The sequence below is a fragment of the Micromonospora sp. NPDC047670 genome (assembly GCF_043204915.1).
In the GTDB taxonomy this organism is placed as follows: domain Bacteria; phylum Actinomycetota; class Actinomycetes; order Mycobacteriales; family Micromonosporaceae; genus Micromonospora.
The window spans coordinates 192,073-209,381 of record NZ_JBIDDA010000003.1 but is presented as its reverse complement, the minus strand read 5'-3'; the positions used below and the strand labels follow the sequence as shown (position 1 = coordinate 209,381).

Below are 17,309 nucleotides of genomic sequence, written 5' to 3'. Positions count from 1 at the left end.
CACCCCTGACACCCGCCGGCAATCTCATGGGAGCGCTCCCGAGAACGTGGCACGGCTCACCCGCGCCCGCTCCGGCCGCCCACCGCCGGTCCGCCCGGCGTCGGCGGCGCGCACGGCACCCCCCACCACACCCGACAGAAGCCTCACCACCGAAAGAGGGGTCAGGATGAGCCTCACCACGCGGCGTACCCGCATGGCGGCCGCCGCCCTGGCCGCGATCACCGCCCTCGGCGGCCTCGCGGCCTGCGGCAACGACGACGACGCGCCGGCGGCCGGCGAGAAGCCGGCCAAGCTGGTCGTCGACACGTTCGGCGAGTTCGGCTACGACGAGATCATCAAGCAGTACGAGAAGGACACGGGCATCAAGGTCGAGCTGCGCAAGATCGCCCAGCTCAACGAGTACCGGCCGAAGATCGTCCGGGCGCTGGCCACCGGCAAGGGCGCGGCCGACGTGGTCGCCCTCGAAGAGGGCATCCTCAACGAGTTCAAGGCCAACCCGGCGAACTGGGTCGACCTCGCCCCGCTGGTCGCCGACCACAGCAAGGACTACCTGCCCTGGAAGTACGAGCTGGGCAAGGCGCCGGACGGCCGGCTGATCGGCCTGCCGACCGACGTCGGCAGCCTCGCCGTCTGCTACCGGCGCGACCTCTTCCAGGCCGCCAAGCTGCCGGTCGAGCGCGACCAGGTGGCCGCGCTCTGGCCGGACTGGAACGCCTTCATCGACACCGGCAAGAAGTACCGCGCCGCCACCGGCAAGGGCCTGCTCGACTCGGTCACCACCGCCGCCAGCGCCGTGATGTTCCAGCAGGGCGGCGACCTGTTCTACGACAAGGACGACAACGTCGTCGCCGACAAGAGCGCGGCGGTGAAGACCTCCTGGGACACCGCGATCGCGATGGCGGACGCCAACATCACCGCCGAGACGGCCACCTGGTCGCCGGAGTGGTCGGCCGGCTTCAAGCAGGGCACCTTCGCGGCCACCTTCTGCCCGTCCTGGATGCTCGGCATCGTCGCGGACAACTCCGGCCCCGAGAACAAGGGCAAGTGGGACGTCGCCCCGGTGCCGGGCGGGGCCGGCAACTGGGGTGGCTCCTGGCTCGGCGTGCCGACGCAGAGCAAGCACCAGAAGGAGGCGGCGAAGCTCGCCGAGTACCTGACCAACGCGCAGAGCCAGGTGGCGGCGTTCAAGCTCAAGGGCCCGCTGCCGACCAGCCTGGAGGCGCTGAAGAACCCGGAGTTCCTCGGCTACACCAACGAGTACTTCAACAACGCGCCGACCGGCAAGATCTTCGGTGACAGCGTCGCCAAGATCCAGCCGCTGCACCTCGGCCCGAAGCACCAGGCGGTGAAGGAGAACGCGTTCGAGCCGGCGCTGCGCTCGTACGAACAGGGGCAGGCCACGAAGGACAAGGCCTGGGAGCAGTTCACCAAGGACGCCAAGACGCAGGGCGCCTTCTGACCCACCTCGTCGCCAGGTGGCGTCCGGGTCGACACCCGGACGCCACCGGCGCCGTCCCGTTTCGCCCCCGGACGCCATCGGCGCCGTCCGCGTAAGAGCGCCTGGGCGTCGGCGCGCGCCCGTGCCGACGCCGGGAAAGGACCCCGCATGAGCCTCTCGGCCACGACGGCGCCGCCGTCGCCCGCCGCACCGCCACCCCGCCCGCACTCCCGGCGCCGGTCCCGGTCGCACTCGCTGACCCGCCTGGACCTGAAGTACTCGCCGTACCTGTACATCGCGCCGTTCTTCGTGATCTTCGGCATCTTCGGGCTCTACCCGATGCTGCGGACCGCGTGGATGTCCCTGCACGACTGGAACCTGATCGGCGACCACAGCTTCGTCGGGTTCGACAACTACGTCGCCCTGGTCAAGGACGACTACTTCTGGAATGCCACGCTCAACACGTTCGGCATCTTCCTGCTGTCGACCATCCCGCAGTTGCTGCTCGCCCTGTTCCTGGCGAGCCTGCTCAACCGCACCTTCCTGCGCGCGCGCACGTTCTTCCGGATGGCGATCTTCATGCCGAACGTGGTCTCGGTGGCCGCCGTGGCGATCGTCTTCGGCATGCTCTTCCAGCGCGACTTCGGCGTGATCAACTGGCTGCTCGGTTTCGTCGGGGTCGACCCGGTCGACTGGGACGCCGAGCGCTGGAGCTCCTGGACCGCCATCGCCTCCATGGTCAACTGGCGGTGGACCGGCTACAACACCCTGATCCTGCTCGCCGGCATGCAGGCCATCCCGCGCGACCTGTACGAGGCGGCGGCGCTCGACGGCGCCAACCAGTGGAAACAGTTCTGGCGGATCACCCTGCCGATGCTCACGCCCACCTTCGTCTTCGTGGTGATCCTCTCCACGATCGGCGGGCTCCAGCTCTTCACCGAGCCGCTGGTCTTCGCCAACGGCAACATCATCGGCGGCGACCAGCGCGAGTTCCAGACCCTGGCCATGTACATGTACGAGCTGGGCATCGAGAACCTCAACACCGCCGGCTACGGCGCCGCGGTCGCCTGGGCGATGTTCCTGATGATCGCCCTCGTCTCGGGGATCAACTTCCTGCTCGTCCGCCGTACGGTGAAGTGAGGAACGCCCAGATGAACTCGGCCTCCCGGCGCCTGTGGCGCACCAGCCCGCTGACCTACGTCGCGCTCGTCCTGGCGGCGCTCTTCTCGATCTACCCGTTCTACTACATGGTGGTCATCGCCACCCGCAGCCTGGACTCGATCAACGACGTCCCGCCGCCGGTCACGCCGGCCGGGTCGTTCGGCGACAACTTCGGCCGGGTACTCGACAACGAAGCGGCGAACTTCCTCACCGGCCTGCTCAACTCGGTGATCGTCTCCGGCGTCGTGACGGTCTCCGTGGTGATCACCGGCTCGCTGGCCGGCTTCGCCTTCGCCAAGCTGCGCTTCCGGGGCCGCAACGCCCTGCTGCTGACCATCATCGTCACGATGATGATCCCGACCCAGCTCGGGCTCATCCCGCTGTGGGGCATGATCCAGGACCTCAACTGGTTCGACACCCTCTACGCGGTGACCGTGCCGTTCCTGGTCAGCGCGTTCGGCGTGTTCATGATGCGGCAGTACGCGACCCAGGCCGTCTCCGACGAGCTGATCGAGGCGGGCCGGATGGACGGGGCGAGCACCTTCCGGATCTACTGGAACATCGTGCTGCCCGCGCTGCGCCCCGCCGCCGCCGTGCTCGGCCTGCTCACGTTCATGGAGACCTGGAACTCGTTCCTGTGGCCGTACGCGGTGCTCACGTCGGAGAACCCGACGCTGCAGGTCTCGCTGGCGCTCCTGTCCTACGCCTACTACACCGACTACTCGCAGGTGTTCGCCGCCACCGCGGTCGGCACCCTACCGTTGGTCATCGTGTTCATCGTGTTCGGCCGCCAGATCGTTGGCGGGATCATGGAAGGTGCCGTCAAGTCGTGAGCAACCCCGCCACCCCACCCGCCGTCGGCGTCCTCGACGACCGTCCGCCGTTGACCTTCCCGCCGGGCTTCCTCTGGGGCGCGGCGACCGCCGCGTACCAGATCGAGGGTGCGGCGACGGAGGGCGGCCGGACCGCGTCGATCTGGGACACCTTCAGCCACACCCCCGGCCGGGTGGTCGCCGGGCACACCGGCGACGTGGCCTGCGACCACTACCACCGCCTCGACGCGGACGTCGCGCTGATGGCCGAGCTGGGCCTGAAGTCGTACCGGTTCTCGGTGTCCTGGCCGCGCGTGCAGCCCGGCGGCTCCGGCCCGGCCAACGCCGAAGGGCTCGACTTCTACTCGCGGCTGGTGGACGAGCTGCTGGCGCACGGGATCGAGCCGTGGCTCACCCTCTACCACTGGGATCTGCCGCAGCCGCTGGAGGACGCCGGCGGCTGGCCGGCCCGGGACACCGCCTCGCGGTTCGCCGAATACACCACCCTGGTCGCCGACGCGCTCGGCGACCGGGTGCGCTACTGGACCACGCTCAACGAGCCGTGGTGCTCGGCGTTCCTCGGCTACGGCTCCGGCGTGCACGCGCCGGGCCGCTCCGACGGGGCGGACGCCGTCCGGGCCGGGCACCACCTGATGCTGGGCCACGGCCTCGCCGTGCAGGCGCTGCGGGCGGCCCGGCCGACCGCCGAGGTCGGGGTGACCGTCAACCTCTACCCGGTCACGCCGGCCAGCGACGCGCCCGCGGACGTCGACGCCGCGCGCCGCATCGACGGGCTGGCCAACCGGTTCTTCCTCGACCCGCTGCTGCGCGGGGCGTACCCGGCGGACCTGATGGCCGACCTCGCCCGGGTCACCGACTTCGGGCACGTGCGCGACGGCGACCTGGCGACCATCGCCACCCCGCTGGACCTGGTGGGCGTCAACTACTACAGCCGCCACGTGGTCGCCGCGCCGGTCGAGGGCGCCGAGCCGGAGCCGTACTGGCGTTCGCCGTCCTGCTGGCCGGGCAGCGAGGACGTCCGGTTCGTCACCCGGGGCGTCCCGGTCACCGACATGGACTGGGAGATCGACGCCCCCGGCCTGGTGGAGACGCTGCGCCGGGTGCACGAGGAGTACACGGACCTGCCGCTCTACGTCACCGAGAACGGCTCCGCCTTCGTGGACTCGGTGGTCGACGGGCAGGTCGACGACGTCGACCGGCTGGCGTACTTCGACGCCCACCTGCGCGCCGCGCACGAGGCGATCGGGGCCGGGGTGCCCCTGCGCGGATACTTCGCCTGGTCGCTGATGGATAATTTCGAATGGGCCTGGGGTTACACCAAGCGGTTCGGGATGGTCTACGTCGACTACGACAGCCAGGTTCGCATCCCCAAGTCCAGCGCCAGGTGGTACGCCGAGGTGATCCGACGCAACGGTCTGGCCGCACAATAGGCGAGGGCCAGCCATCAAGGGGCGGCCCCGGCAGCCACCCGCACAGGGTGGGGCCGGGGCCGGCCCGCCGTCGGAGGAGCAGACGATGACAACGCAGCGCACCCGGTCGCTCGGGCGCCCGACCCTCGACGCCGTCGCCGCCCGCGCCGGCGTCGGCCGCGGGACGGTCTCCCGCGTGGTCAACGGCTCGCCGCAGGTGAGCCCCGAGGCGCGCGCCGCGGTGCAGCAGGCCATCGCCGAGCTGGGGTACGTGCCGAACCGTGCCGCCCGCGCCCTGGTGACCCAGCGCACCGACTCGATCGCCCTGGTGGTGTCCGAGTCCGGCGACCGGGTCTTCACCGAGCCGTTCTTCGCCGGCATCGTCCGGGGGGTCAGCTCCGGGCTGCTGGAGACGCCCCTGCAGCTCTGGCTGGCGATGGTGCAGTCGCCCATCGAGCGGGAGCGGGTCGAGCACCACCTGACCAACCAGCACGTCGACGGGGTCCTGCTGCTGTCGCTGCACGACTCCGACCCGCTGCCCACCCTGCTCGAGGAGCGCGGCCTGCCCACCGTGCTCGGCGGACGGCCGGCCCGGATGCTGCAACCGGGCGCGCAGCCCGCGTACTACGTCGACGTGGACAACATCGGCGGCGCCCGCCGGGCGGTGGAACACCTGGCCGGCCGGGGGCGGCGGCGCATCGCCACCATCGCCGGCCCGCAGGACATGGGCGCCGGCCTGGGCCGGTTGACCGGCTACAAGGAGGCGGTCAGGGCCGCCGGGGGCGGGGTCAACCCCGACCTGATCGCGTACGGGGACTTCAGCGAGGGCAGCGGGGCGGCGGGGATGCGTCGGTTGCTGGAGGTCTGCCCCGACCTCGACGCCGTCTTCGTCGCCTCCGACCTGATGGCGTTCGGGGCGCTGCGGGCGCTGCGCGAGGCGGGCCGGCGGGTGCCGGAGGACGTCGCGGTCGTCGGCTTCGACGACGCCCCGATCGCCCGGCAGTCCGACCCGCCGCTGACCACGGTCTTCCAGCCGGTGGAGGAGATGGGCAGGCAGATGGCCCGCCTGCTGGTCTCCCGCATCCGCGGCGACGAGCTTCCGTCCCCCCACATCATCCTCGACACCCAGCTCGTCGAACGCGCCTCCGCCTGACCCCGGCCCGCCGCCGACCGCCCGCCCCGGGTGCGGCCCGCCGCTGCCACCGGCCCGTGCCGCGCCGCAGCCGCCCCGGACGGTGACGCTCGCAGTGCCTGTCGAGCTGAGTCGTTTTCGACATCGCCGCCGACGGGTGGGTGGTGGTTCGGTGTGCGTGTCGAGCTGGATCGTTTCGGCGTCGCCGCCGGCAGACGGGTAACGCTCGGTGTGCCTGTCGAGCTGAGTCGTTTTCGACATCGCCGCCGACGGGTGGGTGGTGTCTCGGTGCGCGGCGTCGCTGCCGGCGGGTAGGTGGTGGTTCGGTGTGCGTGTCGAGCTGGATCGTTTCGGCGTCGCCGCCGGCAGACGGGTGACGCTCGGTGTGCCTGTCGAGCTGAGTCGTTATCGACATCATCGCCGCCGGCGGCGACGCTTCGGCGTGCCTGTCGAACGGGGTCGGCTAACGACTTCACCGCCGACTGCCGATCCCGACCGACCGCCGACCGACCGCCGACCGACTGCCGACCGACCGCCGACCACCGACCGACCGCCGACCGCCGACCGACCGCCGACCGACCGACCGCCGACCGCTGACTGTCGACCGACGACCAGCGACGTGCCGGTTCGGCGACGGGGGCGCCGGAGGCCCGGGCGGGGGTTACCCGTCGTTGAGTCGTTTGTGACATCAGCTCGACAGCGTCGGTGGGGCACCATGCCGCCCGGCCGGACCGGCTGGCGCGGGTCTGGTCGGTGCCTGCCCGGCCCGCCGACGTGCCACCTGCCTCGTGGTCAGTCGGACCAGCGGCGGAGTTCGCGCCTGGCGAGTGAGGCGCGGTGCACCTCGTCCGGGCCGTCGGCCAGGCGCAGGGTGCGGGCCTGCGCCCAGAGGGCGGCCAGCGGGGTGTCCTGACTGACGCCGGCGCCGCCGTACGCCTGGATGGCCTTGTCGATCACCCACTCGGCCATCGCCGGCGTGGCGATCTTGATGGCCTGGATCTCGGTGTGCGCGCCCTTGTTCCCCACGGTGTCCATCAGCCAGGCGGTCTTGAGCACCAGCAGGCGGGCCTGCTCGATGCGCACCCGCGACTCGGCGATCCACTCGCGGACGACGCCCTGCTCAGCGAGCGGCCGGCCGAACGCCACCCGCTCGGTGGCCCGCCGGCAGAGCAGCTCCAGGGCCCGCTCCGCCATGCCGACCAGCCGCATGCAGTGGTGGATCCGGCCGGGGCCGAGCCGGGCCTGGGCGATCGCGAATCCTGTGCCCTCCGCCCCGACCAGGTTCTCCGCCGGTACCCGGACGTCGGTGAAGTCGATCTCGGCGTGCCCGCCGTGCGGGGCGTCGCTGTAGCCGAACACCGTCATGCCCCGGCGGACCGTGACGCCGGGGGTGTCGCGCGGCACCAGGATCATGCTCTGCTGGCGGTGCCGGTCGGCCTCCGGGTCGGTCTTGCCCATCACGATGAAGATCTCGCAGCGCGGGTCCATCGCCCCCGACGACCACCACTTGCGTCCGTTGATCACGTAGTGGTCGCCGTCCCGCGTGATCCGGGTGGCGATGTTGGTCGCGTCCGAGGAGGCGACCTCCGGCTCGGTCATGCAGAACGCCGAGCGGATCTCCCCCTCCAGCAGCGGACGCAGCCAGCGCTCCTGCTGCTCCGGCGAGCCGAACTCGGCGAGCAGCTCCATGTTGCCCGTGTCCGGGGCGGCGCAGTTGACCGCCTCGGGCGCGAGGTGCGGGCTGCGCCCGGTCAGCTCGGCCAGCGGGGCGTACTGGAGGTTGGTCAGCCCGGCGCCGTGGCGCGGGTCGGGGAGGAAGAGGTTCCACAGGCCGCGCTTGCGCGCCTCGACCTTCAGCTCGGCCAGCACCGGCGGCCGGGCCCACGGGTCGCCGGCGGCGGCGACCTGCTCGGCGTGCACCGGCTCGGCGGGGTAGACGTGCTGCTCCAGGAACTCGGTCAGCTCGGCCCGCAGCTGTTCCGTGCGGGCGTCGTACGCGAAGTCCATCACCGCTCCCCGGCGGCGGTCAGCCCGTGCTCGACCAGCGGTGCCACCATGTCGCCGATCCGGTCGAAGCCCTCGCCGAGCGTCTGCCCGAGCGTGTGCCGGTAGTGGATGCCCTCGCAGATCACCGCGAGCTTGAAGCAGCCGAGCGCGACGTGCCAGTGCAGCGGCCCCACGTCGACGTCGCCGCGCCCGGCGTACCGCTCGATGAGCTCGGACCCGGTGGGGAATCCGGCGCGCGGGCCGAGCCCGTCGGCGACCGGGTTGCCGGCGGCCGAGTCGCTCCCGCCGAGCACGTCCCAGTAGGTCAGCAGCAGACCGAGGTCGGCCAGCGGGTCGCCGAGGGTGGCCATCTCCCAGTCGAGCACCGCCCGGACGGCCACCGGCTCGACGGTGGCGAGGAGGTTGTCCAGCCGGTAGTCGCCGTGCACGATCCGGCCGGCGTTGGCGCCCTCCGGCGCGGTGGCGGCGAGCAGGTCGCGCAGCTCCTCGATCCCGGGCAGCGGCCGGCTGCGGGACCGGTCGAGCTGGCCGGACCAGCGGCGGACCTGCCGGGCGAGGTAGCCCTCCGGCCGGCCGAAGTCACCCAGCCCCACCGAGGCCGGCTCGACGGCGTGCAGGGCGGCCAGCGTGTCCATCATCGCCATCGCCAGCTCCCGCCGCTGGCCGGCGCTGAGCGGATCGGTCTGGGCGCGGGTGCGGAACACCTCGCCGCGCACCCGTTCCATCAGGTAGAACGGCGCACCGATCACCTCGGGGTCCGCGCAGAGCAGCAGCGCCCCGGGAACCGGCACGTCGGTCGGCGCCAGCGCGGAGATCACCCGGTATTCCCGGGCCATGTCGTGCGCGGTGGCCAGCACGTGCCCGAGTGGCGGGCGGCGCAACACGACCTCCTGCCCGCCGGCGTCCAGCAGGTAGGTCAGGTTGGACTTGCCGCCGGCGATCAGCCGGGCCCGCAGCGGCCCGCCGGCCAGCTCGGGCCGGTGCCGCGCCAGGTAGCCGGCGAGCCGGTCGAGGTCCAACCCGCGGGGGGCGGTGGGGGGAACGGCAGCGTTCCCCGACCCGTGCGCGTCGACGGCCGGCTCGGTCATCCGATTAGTTGATGGCAGCTCCGCCATGTTGTCAAGGTCGGATTTGACCCTCGGGACATGACGCTGCAACAGGGGCGAAACGGCCACCGGTCAGGCTGGTGCCCAGCCTGCCGGCCACCAGTGCCGGCCCGCCGAGCGGAGGGTCAGACATGTTGCTACGAGTTCGGGTCACCCTGCCGGACCGTCCGGGCACGCTCGGCCAGGTGGCCCGCACCATGGGCGTCTCCGGCGCGGACATCGTCCAGGTGGTCGTGCTGGAGCGGCTCGGCGGGCGGGCCGTGGACGACTTCACCGTGGTCTGGCCGGGCGCGGCGCGGGTCGAGCGGCTGCTGGCCGGGCTCGCCGCGATCCCCGGCGTCCGGGTGGACGGGGTGTGGCGGGCGATCGGCGCGCCCACCACCACCGGACAGGACGCCGAACTGCTGGCCCAGGTCGCGGCGAACCCCGCCGAGGGGGTGGCCACCCTGGTCGACGCCGTGCCGGGGCTGCTCGCCGCGGACTGGGCCGTCGCCGCGGTGGTGCCGGTGGACTGGGCCTCGCGGAGCGGCGCCGCCGGGGAGGCGACCGTCGGGCCGGCGAGTTGGCGGGCCCCCGTACCGCCGCGGCTGCCGGAGGTGACCCCCCTGCGCGCCCGGGCGATGACCGCGCCCGACGGCGAGCACTTCGCGGTCGCGCCGTTCGGCCGGGCCGGCCTGGTGCTGGTGGTGGCCCGCGAGCGCGCCGGGACGCCGGCCGCGGCGGCGTTCCACTCCACCGAGGTGGACCGGCTGGCGCAACTCGTCCGGGCCAGCGCGGTGATCCTCGGCGACCGGCTCGACCTGGTCGGGGCCCCGCCGGTCGTGGTGAACCCGTGAGACCGGTCCGCGCGGCGGGGCGGTGTGGCGCAGGTCGCGCCGGCCGGACCGGAGCCGTCACCCCGGGGCAACCGGCCCGCAACAGCGACCGGCGAGGGTCGTACGGGGAAGGGAGGCAACCATGACGCTGTGGCGGATCCGGGCGACCGTGGACGACCGACCGGGCTACCTGTCGGTGCTCACGGCCAGCCTGGCGTTGCGCGGGGTCAACATCCTCGCCGTGCAGGTGCACACCACCGAGCGGGGGGCGGTCGACGACTTCCTGGTCGACGCCCCCGACACGCTCGACGAGGCGGACCTCGTCGCCGCCGTGGAGCGGGGGCGGGGGCGGGACTGCTGGGTCGCGCGCAGCGAGGCGCGCGGGCTGGCCGACCAGCCCACCCGGGTGCTCGGCCTGGCCAACCGGCTGGTGCGGGACCCGGACGCGGCCGGGGAGGCGCTGCGCGCCCTGCTCGGCGCCGACGCGGTCACCTGGCGGCCCGCGCCGGCCGGCGCCGGCGGCGGGATCACCGACACCACGATGCTGCTCGCCGACCCGAACGGAGGCGCGTTCACCCTGCGCCGGGCCGCGCCCGGCTTCACCCCGGCCGAGTTCGCCCGGGCGCAGGCCCTGCTGGAGCTGTCGGCCACCGTCGCGCGCCGGGCCGCCGAGCAGGTCACCCTGGTCCTGCCCGACGGCGCCGAGGCGGCCGTACGGCCGGCGACCGCCGACGACCTGCCCGGCGTGGTCGAGCTGCACGAGGGCTGCTCGGCACGCAGCCGGCACCGCCGCTACCTGGGCGGGGCGGCCGTGCCGTCGCCGACCCGGCTGCGCCGGCTGTTGGAACCGGCCCGGGGCCTCACCCTGCTCGCCACGGCCGGCGGGGACAGCGCGCCGACGGAGTCGGTGGTGGCGATGGCGAACCTGCTCGCCGAGGGGGACGAGGCGGAGGTGGCGCTCCTGGTCCGCGACGACTGGCAGCGGCGGGGGCTCGGCTCCGCCCTGCTGCGCCGGCTGGTGCGGCACGCCGAACAGGCCGGGTACGCGGCCCTGGTGCTGCACGTGCAGGCGGAGAACGCACCGATGCTGCGCACCCTGCGGCGGCTCGGCCGCCCGGCCCCGGCCGAACGGGACGGCGCCCTGCTCACCCTCACCGTCCCGCTCGCCGCCGACACCCGCGATGCGGGGAAGGGCGCCCTGTTGCGGAGGGCTCCTTCCTGACGGTCCGCCGGCGCCCGCCGCCCTTCCACCCGCTCAGGTGGCCGGGTAGCTGCTGTAGTCGGGGAAGTTGCCGTAGAGCCGGCCGTCGCCGCCCTGGGTGACCGCCTGCACCAGCAGGTCGCCGCCGACGAACGCGCCCTTCCAGGAGGCGCCGCGGCCGCCGAACGGCTCGTCCCGGTCGCCCCGGGAGCGCGGCTTGTTAATGCCCACCTTGAACGCCTGAAGGTCCACCGCGAGCTTCCCGGCCAGCTCCTCGTCGTCGCAGGCCAGCGAGGCGACCAGCGCGCCGTTGGAGGCGTTCATCGCGGCCAGCAGCTCGTCGGTGGTGTCCACCACGACGATGGTGTCGACCGGGCCGAACGGCTCGGCGTGCATCAGTCGGGACCGGCCGGGCGGGGCCAGCAGCACCGACGGCGCCACGTACGCCGAGGTGTCCTGCCCGTCGAGGAACGGCGCCCCGTCGAGCTTGCCCCGGTGCAGCGGCACCGCGCCACCGCGTACCGCCTCTTCGACCTTGCGGCGCAGCTCGTCGGCCTTGGCGGCGCTGATCAGCGGGCCGAAGTCCAGCTCGGGCAGCGGGTCCCCGGCGGTCCAGTCGTCGTCGACGGCGAGCGGGTGTCCGAACCGGACCGAGCGCACGACCGGCAGGTACATGTCGAGGAACTCGTCGACCAGGTCCCGCTGGACCACGAAGCGCGGGTACGCGGTGCAGCGCTGCTTGCCGTACTCGAAGCCCTTCTTGAGGTGCCCGGCGAGCAGGTCCCACTGGGAGAAGTTCCAGATGCCCCAGGCGTTGAGGCCCTCCTGCTCGATGAAGTGCCGCTTGTCGGAGTCGAGCAGCGCGGCGGCCACCTTGCCGCCGTTGGAGCGCCCGCCGACGAACGCCACCGCGCCGATCTCCGGTGCCCGGACGAGGACCTCGGACAGTTCCTCGCCGCCGCCGGAGACCAGGGTGGCGGGCAGCCCGGCCCGGCGCATCAGCGCGTGCGCGACGGTGAGGCAGACCGCCCCGCCCTGGGACGGGGTCTTGGCGATGACCGCGTTGCCGGCGAGGAGCTGCACCAGCTCGGCGTGCACGAGCACGCTCATCGGGTAGTTCCACGACGCGATGTTGCTGACCGGCCCGGGCAGCGGCTCACGCCCGTCGGCGAGCATCCGGTCGATCTCGCCGACGTACCAGCGGACGCCGTCCAGCGCCCGGTCCACGTCCGCGCACGCCAGCCGCCACGGCTTGCCGATCTCCCAGACCAGCAGCAGGGCGAGCAGGTCGCGGTTTGCGGTGAGCGCGTCGAGGGCGTCGGTGACCCGGGCCTTGCGCTCGGCGAGCGGGGTGTCGGCCCAGGCCCGGTGTGCGGCGGCGGCGTGCGCGACCGCGACGCGGGCGGTCTCCGCGTCGAGGCGGGGGAGGTTGACCAGCACGGTGTTGTCGACCGGCGTGCGGACGGGGCTGGGCGTGCCCACCGCGTGCCAGTCGCCGCGCACGAGGTTGTGCAGCGTGGTGACGCCGTCGACCGGGGCGCCGAACGCCTCCGGCGCGGCGGCCACCGCACGGGCGAGGGTGTCGGACCAGGCGGTGCCGTCGGCGAGTCGTAGAGCCATCGCGATCTCCTCAGGGTCGGACCGGGGGAGCGGCGGCGTCGATGGCACCGCTGGTGTCGCGTACTGTCGCGCGCCGGAAAGCGGCGCGGCAACAGTACGTTCGTATGCCGGAACGCCCCGCCCGCGCCCGGCCGGCCTGGCCGCGCCCGCAGTCCCGTCGACAGTGGTCCTGACCTGGCATTATGCGAGCGAGCGATCCATGAACTTGGATGATGTGACGAATGTCAGGGCGGCGTCGACCGGCGGCCGGCCGGGCGGAGAAGGCGACCGGCCGGGCGGAGAAGGCGACCGGCCGGGCGGAGAAGGCGACCGGCCGGGCGGAGAAGGCGACCGGCCGCCGGACGAGGTGTCCGGCGGCCGGTCGGGCGCTGAGTGGGGTCAGCTGGTGAAGGTGATGTTGTCGCGCCGCCGGCGCAGCATGAGCAGCGCGCCGCCGCCGATCAGGACGAGGCCGCCCAGCGCGATGCTGGTCGTCGCCACGCCGGTCAGCGGCAGGCCGCCCTCGTCCCCGTCGCCGCCACCGCTGCCGCCGCCGCCGGTGCTCTCCGACGGCGTGACCGACGGGGTGCCCGACTCCGACGGCGAGACGGACCCGCTCGGGGAGGCGGACTCCGACGGCGACACCGACGTCGAGGGCGACGTCGAGGTCGACGGGGTGGCCGACGGGGTGCTCGACGGGGTGGCCGTCGCCGACGGGGACGGAGACTGCGTCGGGGCGGTGCCGCCGCAGGTGTGGCTCAGGTTGAACTTGTCCGCGGTGCCACTGATGGCGGCGCTGCCGTCCAGCAGGGTCCAGCCGGCCGGCGTGAAGAGGTAGGCGTGGATCAGCCGGTCCTCGTCCTTGCCCGCCGGGTAGAGGGCGTCGGGGTAGGCGTCACCGGCGTTCGGCACCGTGACGGTGACCTCGCTGCTGCCGGTGTCGAAGGTCAGCGTGAGGGTCTCGAAGCCGCCCGAGCCCTTGCCGCCGGGCAGGATGAAGTGCCAGCCGTCGTGGTCCGCCGGGCGGCCCGCGAATCGCGGGTCGTTGCAGTCCTGCTCGGAGAAGCCGCCGGCGGTCTCTTCCTTGTGGTCCGGGTTGATCTGGATGGTGCTCGATGCCCAGGCCGGGGTGGCGAGCGCGAGACAGGCCGTGGCGGCGACTGCGGAAACGGCCGTGCGCGCCACGCGCCGACGATGTGCCATGAGGATTCCTCCGGAATTGATCGAGGGGACAGCACATGATCGCACGGTGCGTGACGGCCATGGACATCGGGCGATCGGCTTGAGCTGCTAGGACGCGGCGCGCCAAGCGGCCCCGAGCCGAAATTCATCACTCTCCGCAGGCGTGTTGATGTAACGCGATCGGCTCCTGCGGCGCTGCGCGCCAACGGGCCCGTGCCCGGTCGGTCCATCCTGGCCGGTCTTCACAAACGGGCGACGCCGGCATTACATTGTCGCTTATCCATGGGAGCGCTCCCGGCTCCTCGGGTCACCCCCACCACCACCGCCGGCGGCCCGGAACGCCCCTGCGGCCGCCCCGACGCCGTGGCGCGTCCCTTCCCGGTGCCGCCGGCGACGCCACCGACAGGAGCACCGTCATGCGCCACCCGACACCACCGCGCCGGCCCGGCGACCAGCCCTGGCCGCGGCGTCTGCTGGCCGCCGCCGCGGCCCTCGCGACCGGGCTCGCCCTCGCGGTCACCGCACCCGCGGGCGCCGCGCCCGCAGCCGCGGCGCCCGCCTTCAACTACGCCGAGGCGCTGCAGAAGTCACTCTTCTTCTACGAGGCGCAGCAGTCCGGCCGGCTGCCGGACTGGAACCGGGTCTCCTGGCGCGGCGACTCCGCGCTCAGCGACGGGGCGGACGTCGGGGTGGACCTCACCGGCGGGTGGTACGACGCCGGCGACCACGTCAAGTTCGGCTTCCCGATGGCGTTCAGCGCCACCATGCTCGCCTGGGGCGCCGTCGAGTACCGCGACGGCTACGTCGCCTCCGGTCAACTTCCGCACCTGCTGAACAACCTGCGCTTCGTCAACGACTGGTTCGTCAAGGCGCACCCGGCGCCCAACGTCCTCTACGGACAGGTCGGCAGGGGCGACGACGACCACCGGTGGTGGGGGCCGGCCGAGGTGCTGCCGATGGCGCGGCCCGCGTACAAGATCGACGCGAGCTGCGGCGGCGCGGACCTGGCCGGGGAGACGGCGGCGGCGATGGCCGCCTCCTCGATGGTCTTCCGGCCCACCGACGCCGCCTACGCGGACAAGCTGCTCGGCCACGCCAGGCAGCTCTACACCTTCGCCGACACCGTGCGGAAGAGCTACCACGAGTGCATCACCGACGCGACCAGCTTCTACCGCTCGTGGAGCGGCTGGCAGGACGAGCTGGTCTGGGGCGCGATCTGGCTGCACCGGGCCACCGGCGACCCCGCCTACCTCGCCAAGGCCGAGGCCGAGTACGACAAGCTCGGCACCGAGAACCAGAGCAGCACGCGCTCCTACAAGTGGACGATCGCCTGGGACAACAAGCAGTTCGGGGCGTACGTGCTGCTGGCCAACCTCACCGGCAAGCAGAAGTACGTCGACGACGCCAACCGCTGGCTCGACTACTGGACCGTCGGCGTCAACGGGCAGCGGGTGCCGTACTCGCCCGGCGGGATGGCGGTGCTCGACTCGTGGGGGGCGCTCCGCTACGCCGCGAACACCGCCTTCGCCGCCCTGGTCTACAGCGACAGGACCACCGACGCCGCCCGCAAGGCCCGGTACCACGACTTCGCCGTCCGGCAGATCAACTACGCGCTCGGCGACAATCCCCGCAACTCCAGCTACGTCATCGGATTCGGCGCCAACCCCCCGCGCAACCCGCACCACCGCACCGCCCACGGCTCCTGGTGGGACAGCCAGCAGGTGCCGACCGAGACCCGGCACGTGCTGTACGGCGCGCTGGTCGGCGGCCCGTCGGCGGCCAACGACGCCTACACGGACAGCCGGTCGGACTACGTCATGAACGAGGTCGCCACCGACTACAACGCCGGCTTCACCTCCGCGCTGGCCCGGCTCGCCCGCGAGTACGGCGGCACCCCGCTCGCCGGCTTCCCCCGTGCCGAGTCGCCGGACATCGACGAGCTGACCGTGGAGACCACGGTGATGCAGGCCGAGCCGCGGGCCACCGGCCTCAAGGCGATCGTCTACAACAAGTCCGCGTTCCCGGCCCGCGCCCTGACCGACGGGAGGTTCCGCTACTACTTCCGGCCCGACGGCGCCGGCCCGGTCACGGTCACCCCCGGCTACACCCAGGGCTGCCCGTCGCCGTCCACGGCCCGCCAGCACGCCGGCGACGTCTGGTACGTCGAGGTGGACTGCACCGGGCACAGCATCGCGCCCGCCGGCCAGTCGCAGCACCGGATGGAGGTGCAGTTCAAGATCGGCGTACCGGAGGGCGGCAGCTGGGACCCGACGAATGACCCGTCGTACCAGGCGGCGGCCGGGCCGAACCGGAAGGTCACCCTCTACTCGGGCGGCGTCCGGGTCTGGGGCGAGGAGCCCGGCCCGGCCACCCCCGACACCACCGCGCCGACCACTCCCGGCACCCCCGTCGCCTCGGCCGTCACCGCGACCGGGCTGACCCTGACCTGGCCCGCCTCCACCGACGCCGGCGGCAGCGGGCTGGCCGGCTACGAGGTCACCCAGGCCCAGGTCGGCAGCGACGCGCTCGTCCTGCACACGGCCGGCACCAACTCCCTGGCCGTGACCGGGCTCCTGCCGGAGCGGACGTACCGGTTCACGGTCCGGGCCCGCGACGGCGCCGGCAACCGGTCGGCCGCGTCGCCCGTGGCCGAGGTGAGCACCCCCGCCGCGCCGGGCCCCGACACCGTCGCGCCGTCCCGCCCCGGCACGCCGACCGCCTCGGCGGTCACCGCCACCGGGCTCACCCTGAACTGGGCCGCGTCGACCGACAACGTCGGCGTCACCGGCTACCGGGTCTACCGCGAGGCAGGCGCCACCGACGTGCTGGTCGGGTCGCCCACCGGCACCACGCTCGCGGTGACCGGGCTGACCGCGGCCACCGCGTACCAGTTCCACGTCGTGGCCGTCGACGCGGCGGGCAACACCTCCGCCGCCTCCGCGCCGGTCTCGGTCACCACCGCAGACCCGCCGGCCGCCGGTGGCTGCGCTGTCGCGTGGACCACCAGCGACTGGAGCACCGGCTTCACGGCGGCGATCACCATCACCAACACCGGCACGGCCACCGTCACCGGCTGGACCCTCGCGTTCGACTTCCCCACCACCGGGCAGCAGGTCGGGCAGGGCTGGGCGGCGACGTACCGCCAGACCGGCACGTCGGTGACCGCCACGAACCTCTCCTACAACGGGGTGCTCGCGTCGGGGGCGTCGACAAGCATCGGCTTCAACGGCATCCACACCGGCTCGAACCCGAGGCCGACCGCGTTCACGCTCAACGGCGTGGCCTGCACCCCCTGACCACCCACCACCCGCGCCCCGAGATCCGCGCAACGTCACCGAAGGTGCCGCCCCGCCAGACCCGGAGGCGCCACGTTCCCCGAAGTTGCGCGGATCTCGCGGTGCGGCGCGCAGGGTAGGCGTCCGGAAA

General features: G+C 73.1%; 13 protein-coding genes. 9 read left to right on the top strand and 4 right to left on the bottom strand.

Going from position 1 to position 17,309, the window contains the following annotated elements; translation table 11 throughout:
- Positions 1 to 166: 166 nt before the first annotated feature.
- From ACGF7U_RS08960 to ACGF7U_RS08940, 5 genes are all read left to right on the top strand, one after another.
- Entirely contained in the window at positions 167 to 1,459 is a 1,293-nt protein-coding gene (locus tag ACGF7U_RS08960; protein WP_393104553.1) for an ABC transporter substrate-binding protein, read from the top strand.
- 147 nt (positions 1,460 to 1,606) lie between these two features.
- Complete coding sequence (locus tag ACGF7U_RS08955; protein ID WP_393104551.1) at positions 1,607 to 2,578, top strand: carbohydrate ABC transporter permease; 972 nt, start codon at positions 1,607 to 1,609, stop codon at positions 2,576 to 2,578.
- A gap of 11 nt (positions 2,579 to 2,589) precedes the next feature.
- A complete protein-coding gene (locus ACGF7U_RS08950; RefSeq protein WP_393104549.1) occupies positions 2,590 to 3,432 on the top strand; it encodes a carbohydrate ABC transporter permease in 843 nt (280 codons plus the stop codon).
- Positions 3,429 to 4,862 carry a GH1 family beta-glucosidase gene (locus tag ACGF7U_RS08945; protein ID WP_393104547.1) on the top strand — a complete coding sequence of 478 codons (1,434 nt, stop codon included), beginning with the start codon at positions 3,429 to 3,431 and terminating at the stop codon, positions 4,860 to 4,862. Before ACGF7U_RS08950 ends, ACGF7U_RS08945 begins: the two co-directional genes overlap by 4 nt.
- 85 nt (positions 4,863 to 4,947) lie before the next feature.
- A complete protein-coding gene (locus ACGF7U_RS08940) occupies positions 4,948 to 5,994 on the top strand; it encodes a LacI family DNA-binding transcriptional regulator (protein WP_393104546.1) in 1,047 nt (348 codons plus the stop codon).
- Positions 5,995 to 6,765: 771 nt separating this feature from the next.
- Here ACGF7U_RS08940 and ACGF7U_RS08935 read toward each other — a convergent pair.
- Together ACGF7U_RS08935 and ACGF7U_RS08930 are read right to left on the bottom strand one after the other, a co-directional pair.
- Positions 6,766 to 7,980: an acyl-CoA dehydrogenase family protein gene (locus tag ACGF7U_RS08935; protein WP_393104544.1), complete on the bottom strand. Its 1,215-nt coding sequence runs from the start codon at positions 7,978 to 7,980 to the stop codon at positions 6,766 to 6,768.
- The gene (locus tag ACGF7U_RS08930; RefSeq protein WP_393104542.1) at positions 7,980 to 9,068 is read right to left on the bottom strand and encodes a phosphotransferase family protein; all 1,089 of its coding nucleotides are present in this window, start codon (positions 9,066 to 9,068) and stop codon (positions 7,980 to 7,982) included. Before ACGF7U_RS08930 ends, ACGF7U_RS08935 begins: the two co-directional genes overlap by 1 nt.
- Before the next feature lie 149 nt (positions 9,069 to 9,217).
- On the opposite strand from ACGF7U_RS08930, the gene ACGF7U_RS08925 reads away from it, so the two are divergent.
- On the top strand, positions 9,218 to 9,922 hold the full coding sequence (locus tag ACGF7U_RS08925; RefSeq protein ID WP_393104540.1) for an amino acid-binding protein: 705 nt from the start codon (positions 9,218 to 9,220) through the stop codon (positions 9,920 to 9,922).
- A gap of 121 nt (positions 9,923 to 10,043) precedes the next feature.
- A complete protein-coding gene (locus tag ACGF7U_RS08920; protein ID WP_393104538.1) occupies positions 10,044 to 11,123 on the top strand; it encodes a GNAT family N-acetyltransferase in 1,080 nt (359 codons plus the stop codon).
- Positions 11,124 to 11,156: 33 nt separating this feature from the next.
- Here the strand turns inward: ACGF7U_RS08920 and ACGF7U_RS08915 are convergent, their stop codons facing one another.
- Positions 11,157 to 12,722: an aldehyde dehydrogenase family protein gene (locus ACGF7U_RS08915; RefSeq protein WP_393104536.1), complete on the bottom strand. Its 1,566-nt coding sequence runs from the start codon at positions 12,720 to 12,722 to the stop codon at positions 11,157 to 11,159.
- 221 nt (positions 12,723 to 12,943) lie between these two features.
- Between ACGF7U_RS08915 and ACGF7U_RS08910 the strand changes: the two genes are divergently transcribed.
- Complete coding sequence (locus ACGF7U_RS08910; protein ID WP_393104534.1) at positions 12,944 to 13,111, top strand: hypothetical protein; 168 nt, start codon at positions 12,944 to 12,946, stop codon at positions 13,109 to 13,111.
- Here ACGF7U_RS08910 and ACGF7U_RS08905 read toward each other — a convergent pair.
- Positions 13,101 to 13,886 carry an LPXTG cell wall anchor domain-containing protein gene (locus tag ACGF7U_RS08905; RefSeq protein WP_393104533.1) on the bottom strand — a complete coding sequence of 262 codons (786 nt, stop codon included), beginning with the start codon at positions 13,884 to 13,886 and terminating at the stop codon, positions 13,101 to 13,103. The two genes, ACGF7U_RS08910 and ACGF7U_RS08905, sit on opposite strands and share 11 nt — an antisense overlap.
- Positions 13,887 to 14,299: 413 nt before the next feature.
- Between ACGF7U_RS08905 and ACGF7U_RS08900 the strand changes: the two genes are divergently transcribed.
- Entirely contained in the window at positions 14,300 to 17,179 is a 2,880-nt protein-coding gene (locus tag ACGF7U_RS08900; protein ID WP_393104531.1) for a glycoside hydrolase family 9 protein, read from the top strand.
- The last annotated feature ends 130 nt before the right edge of the window (positions 17,180 to 17,309 follow it).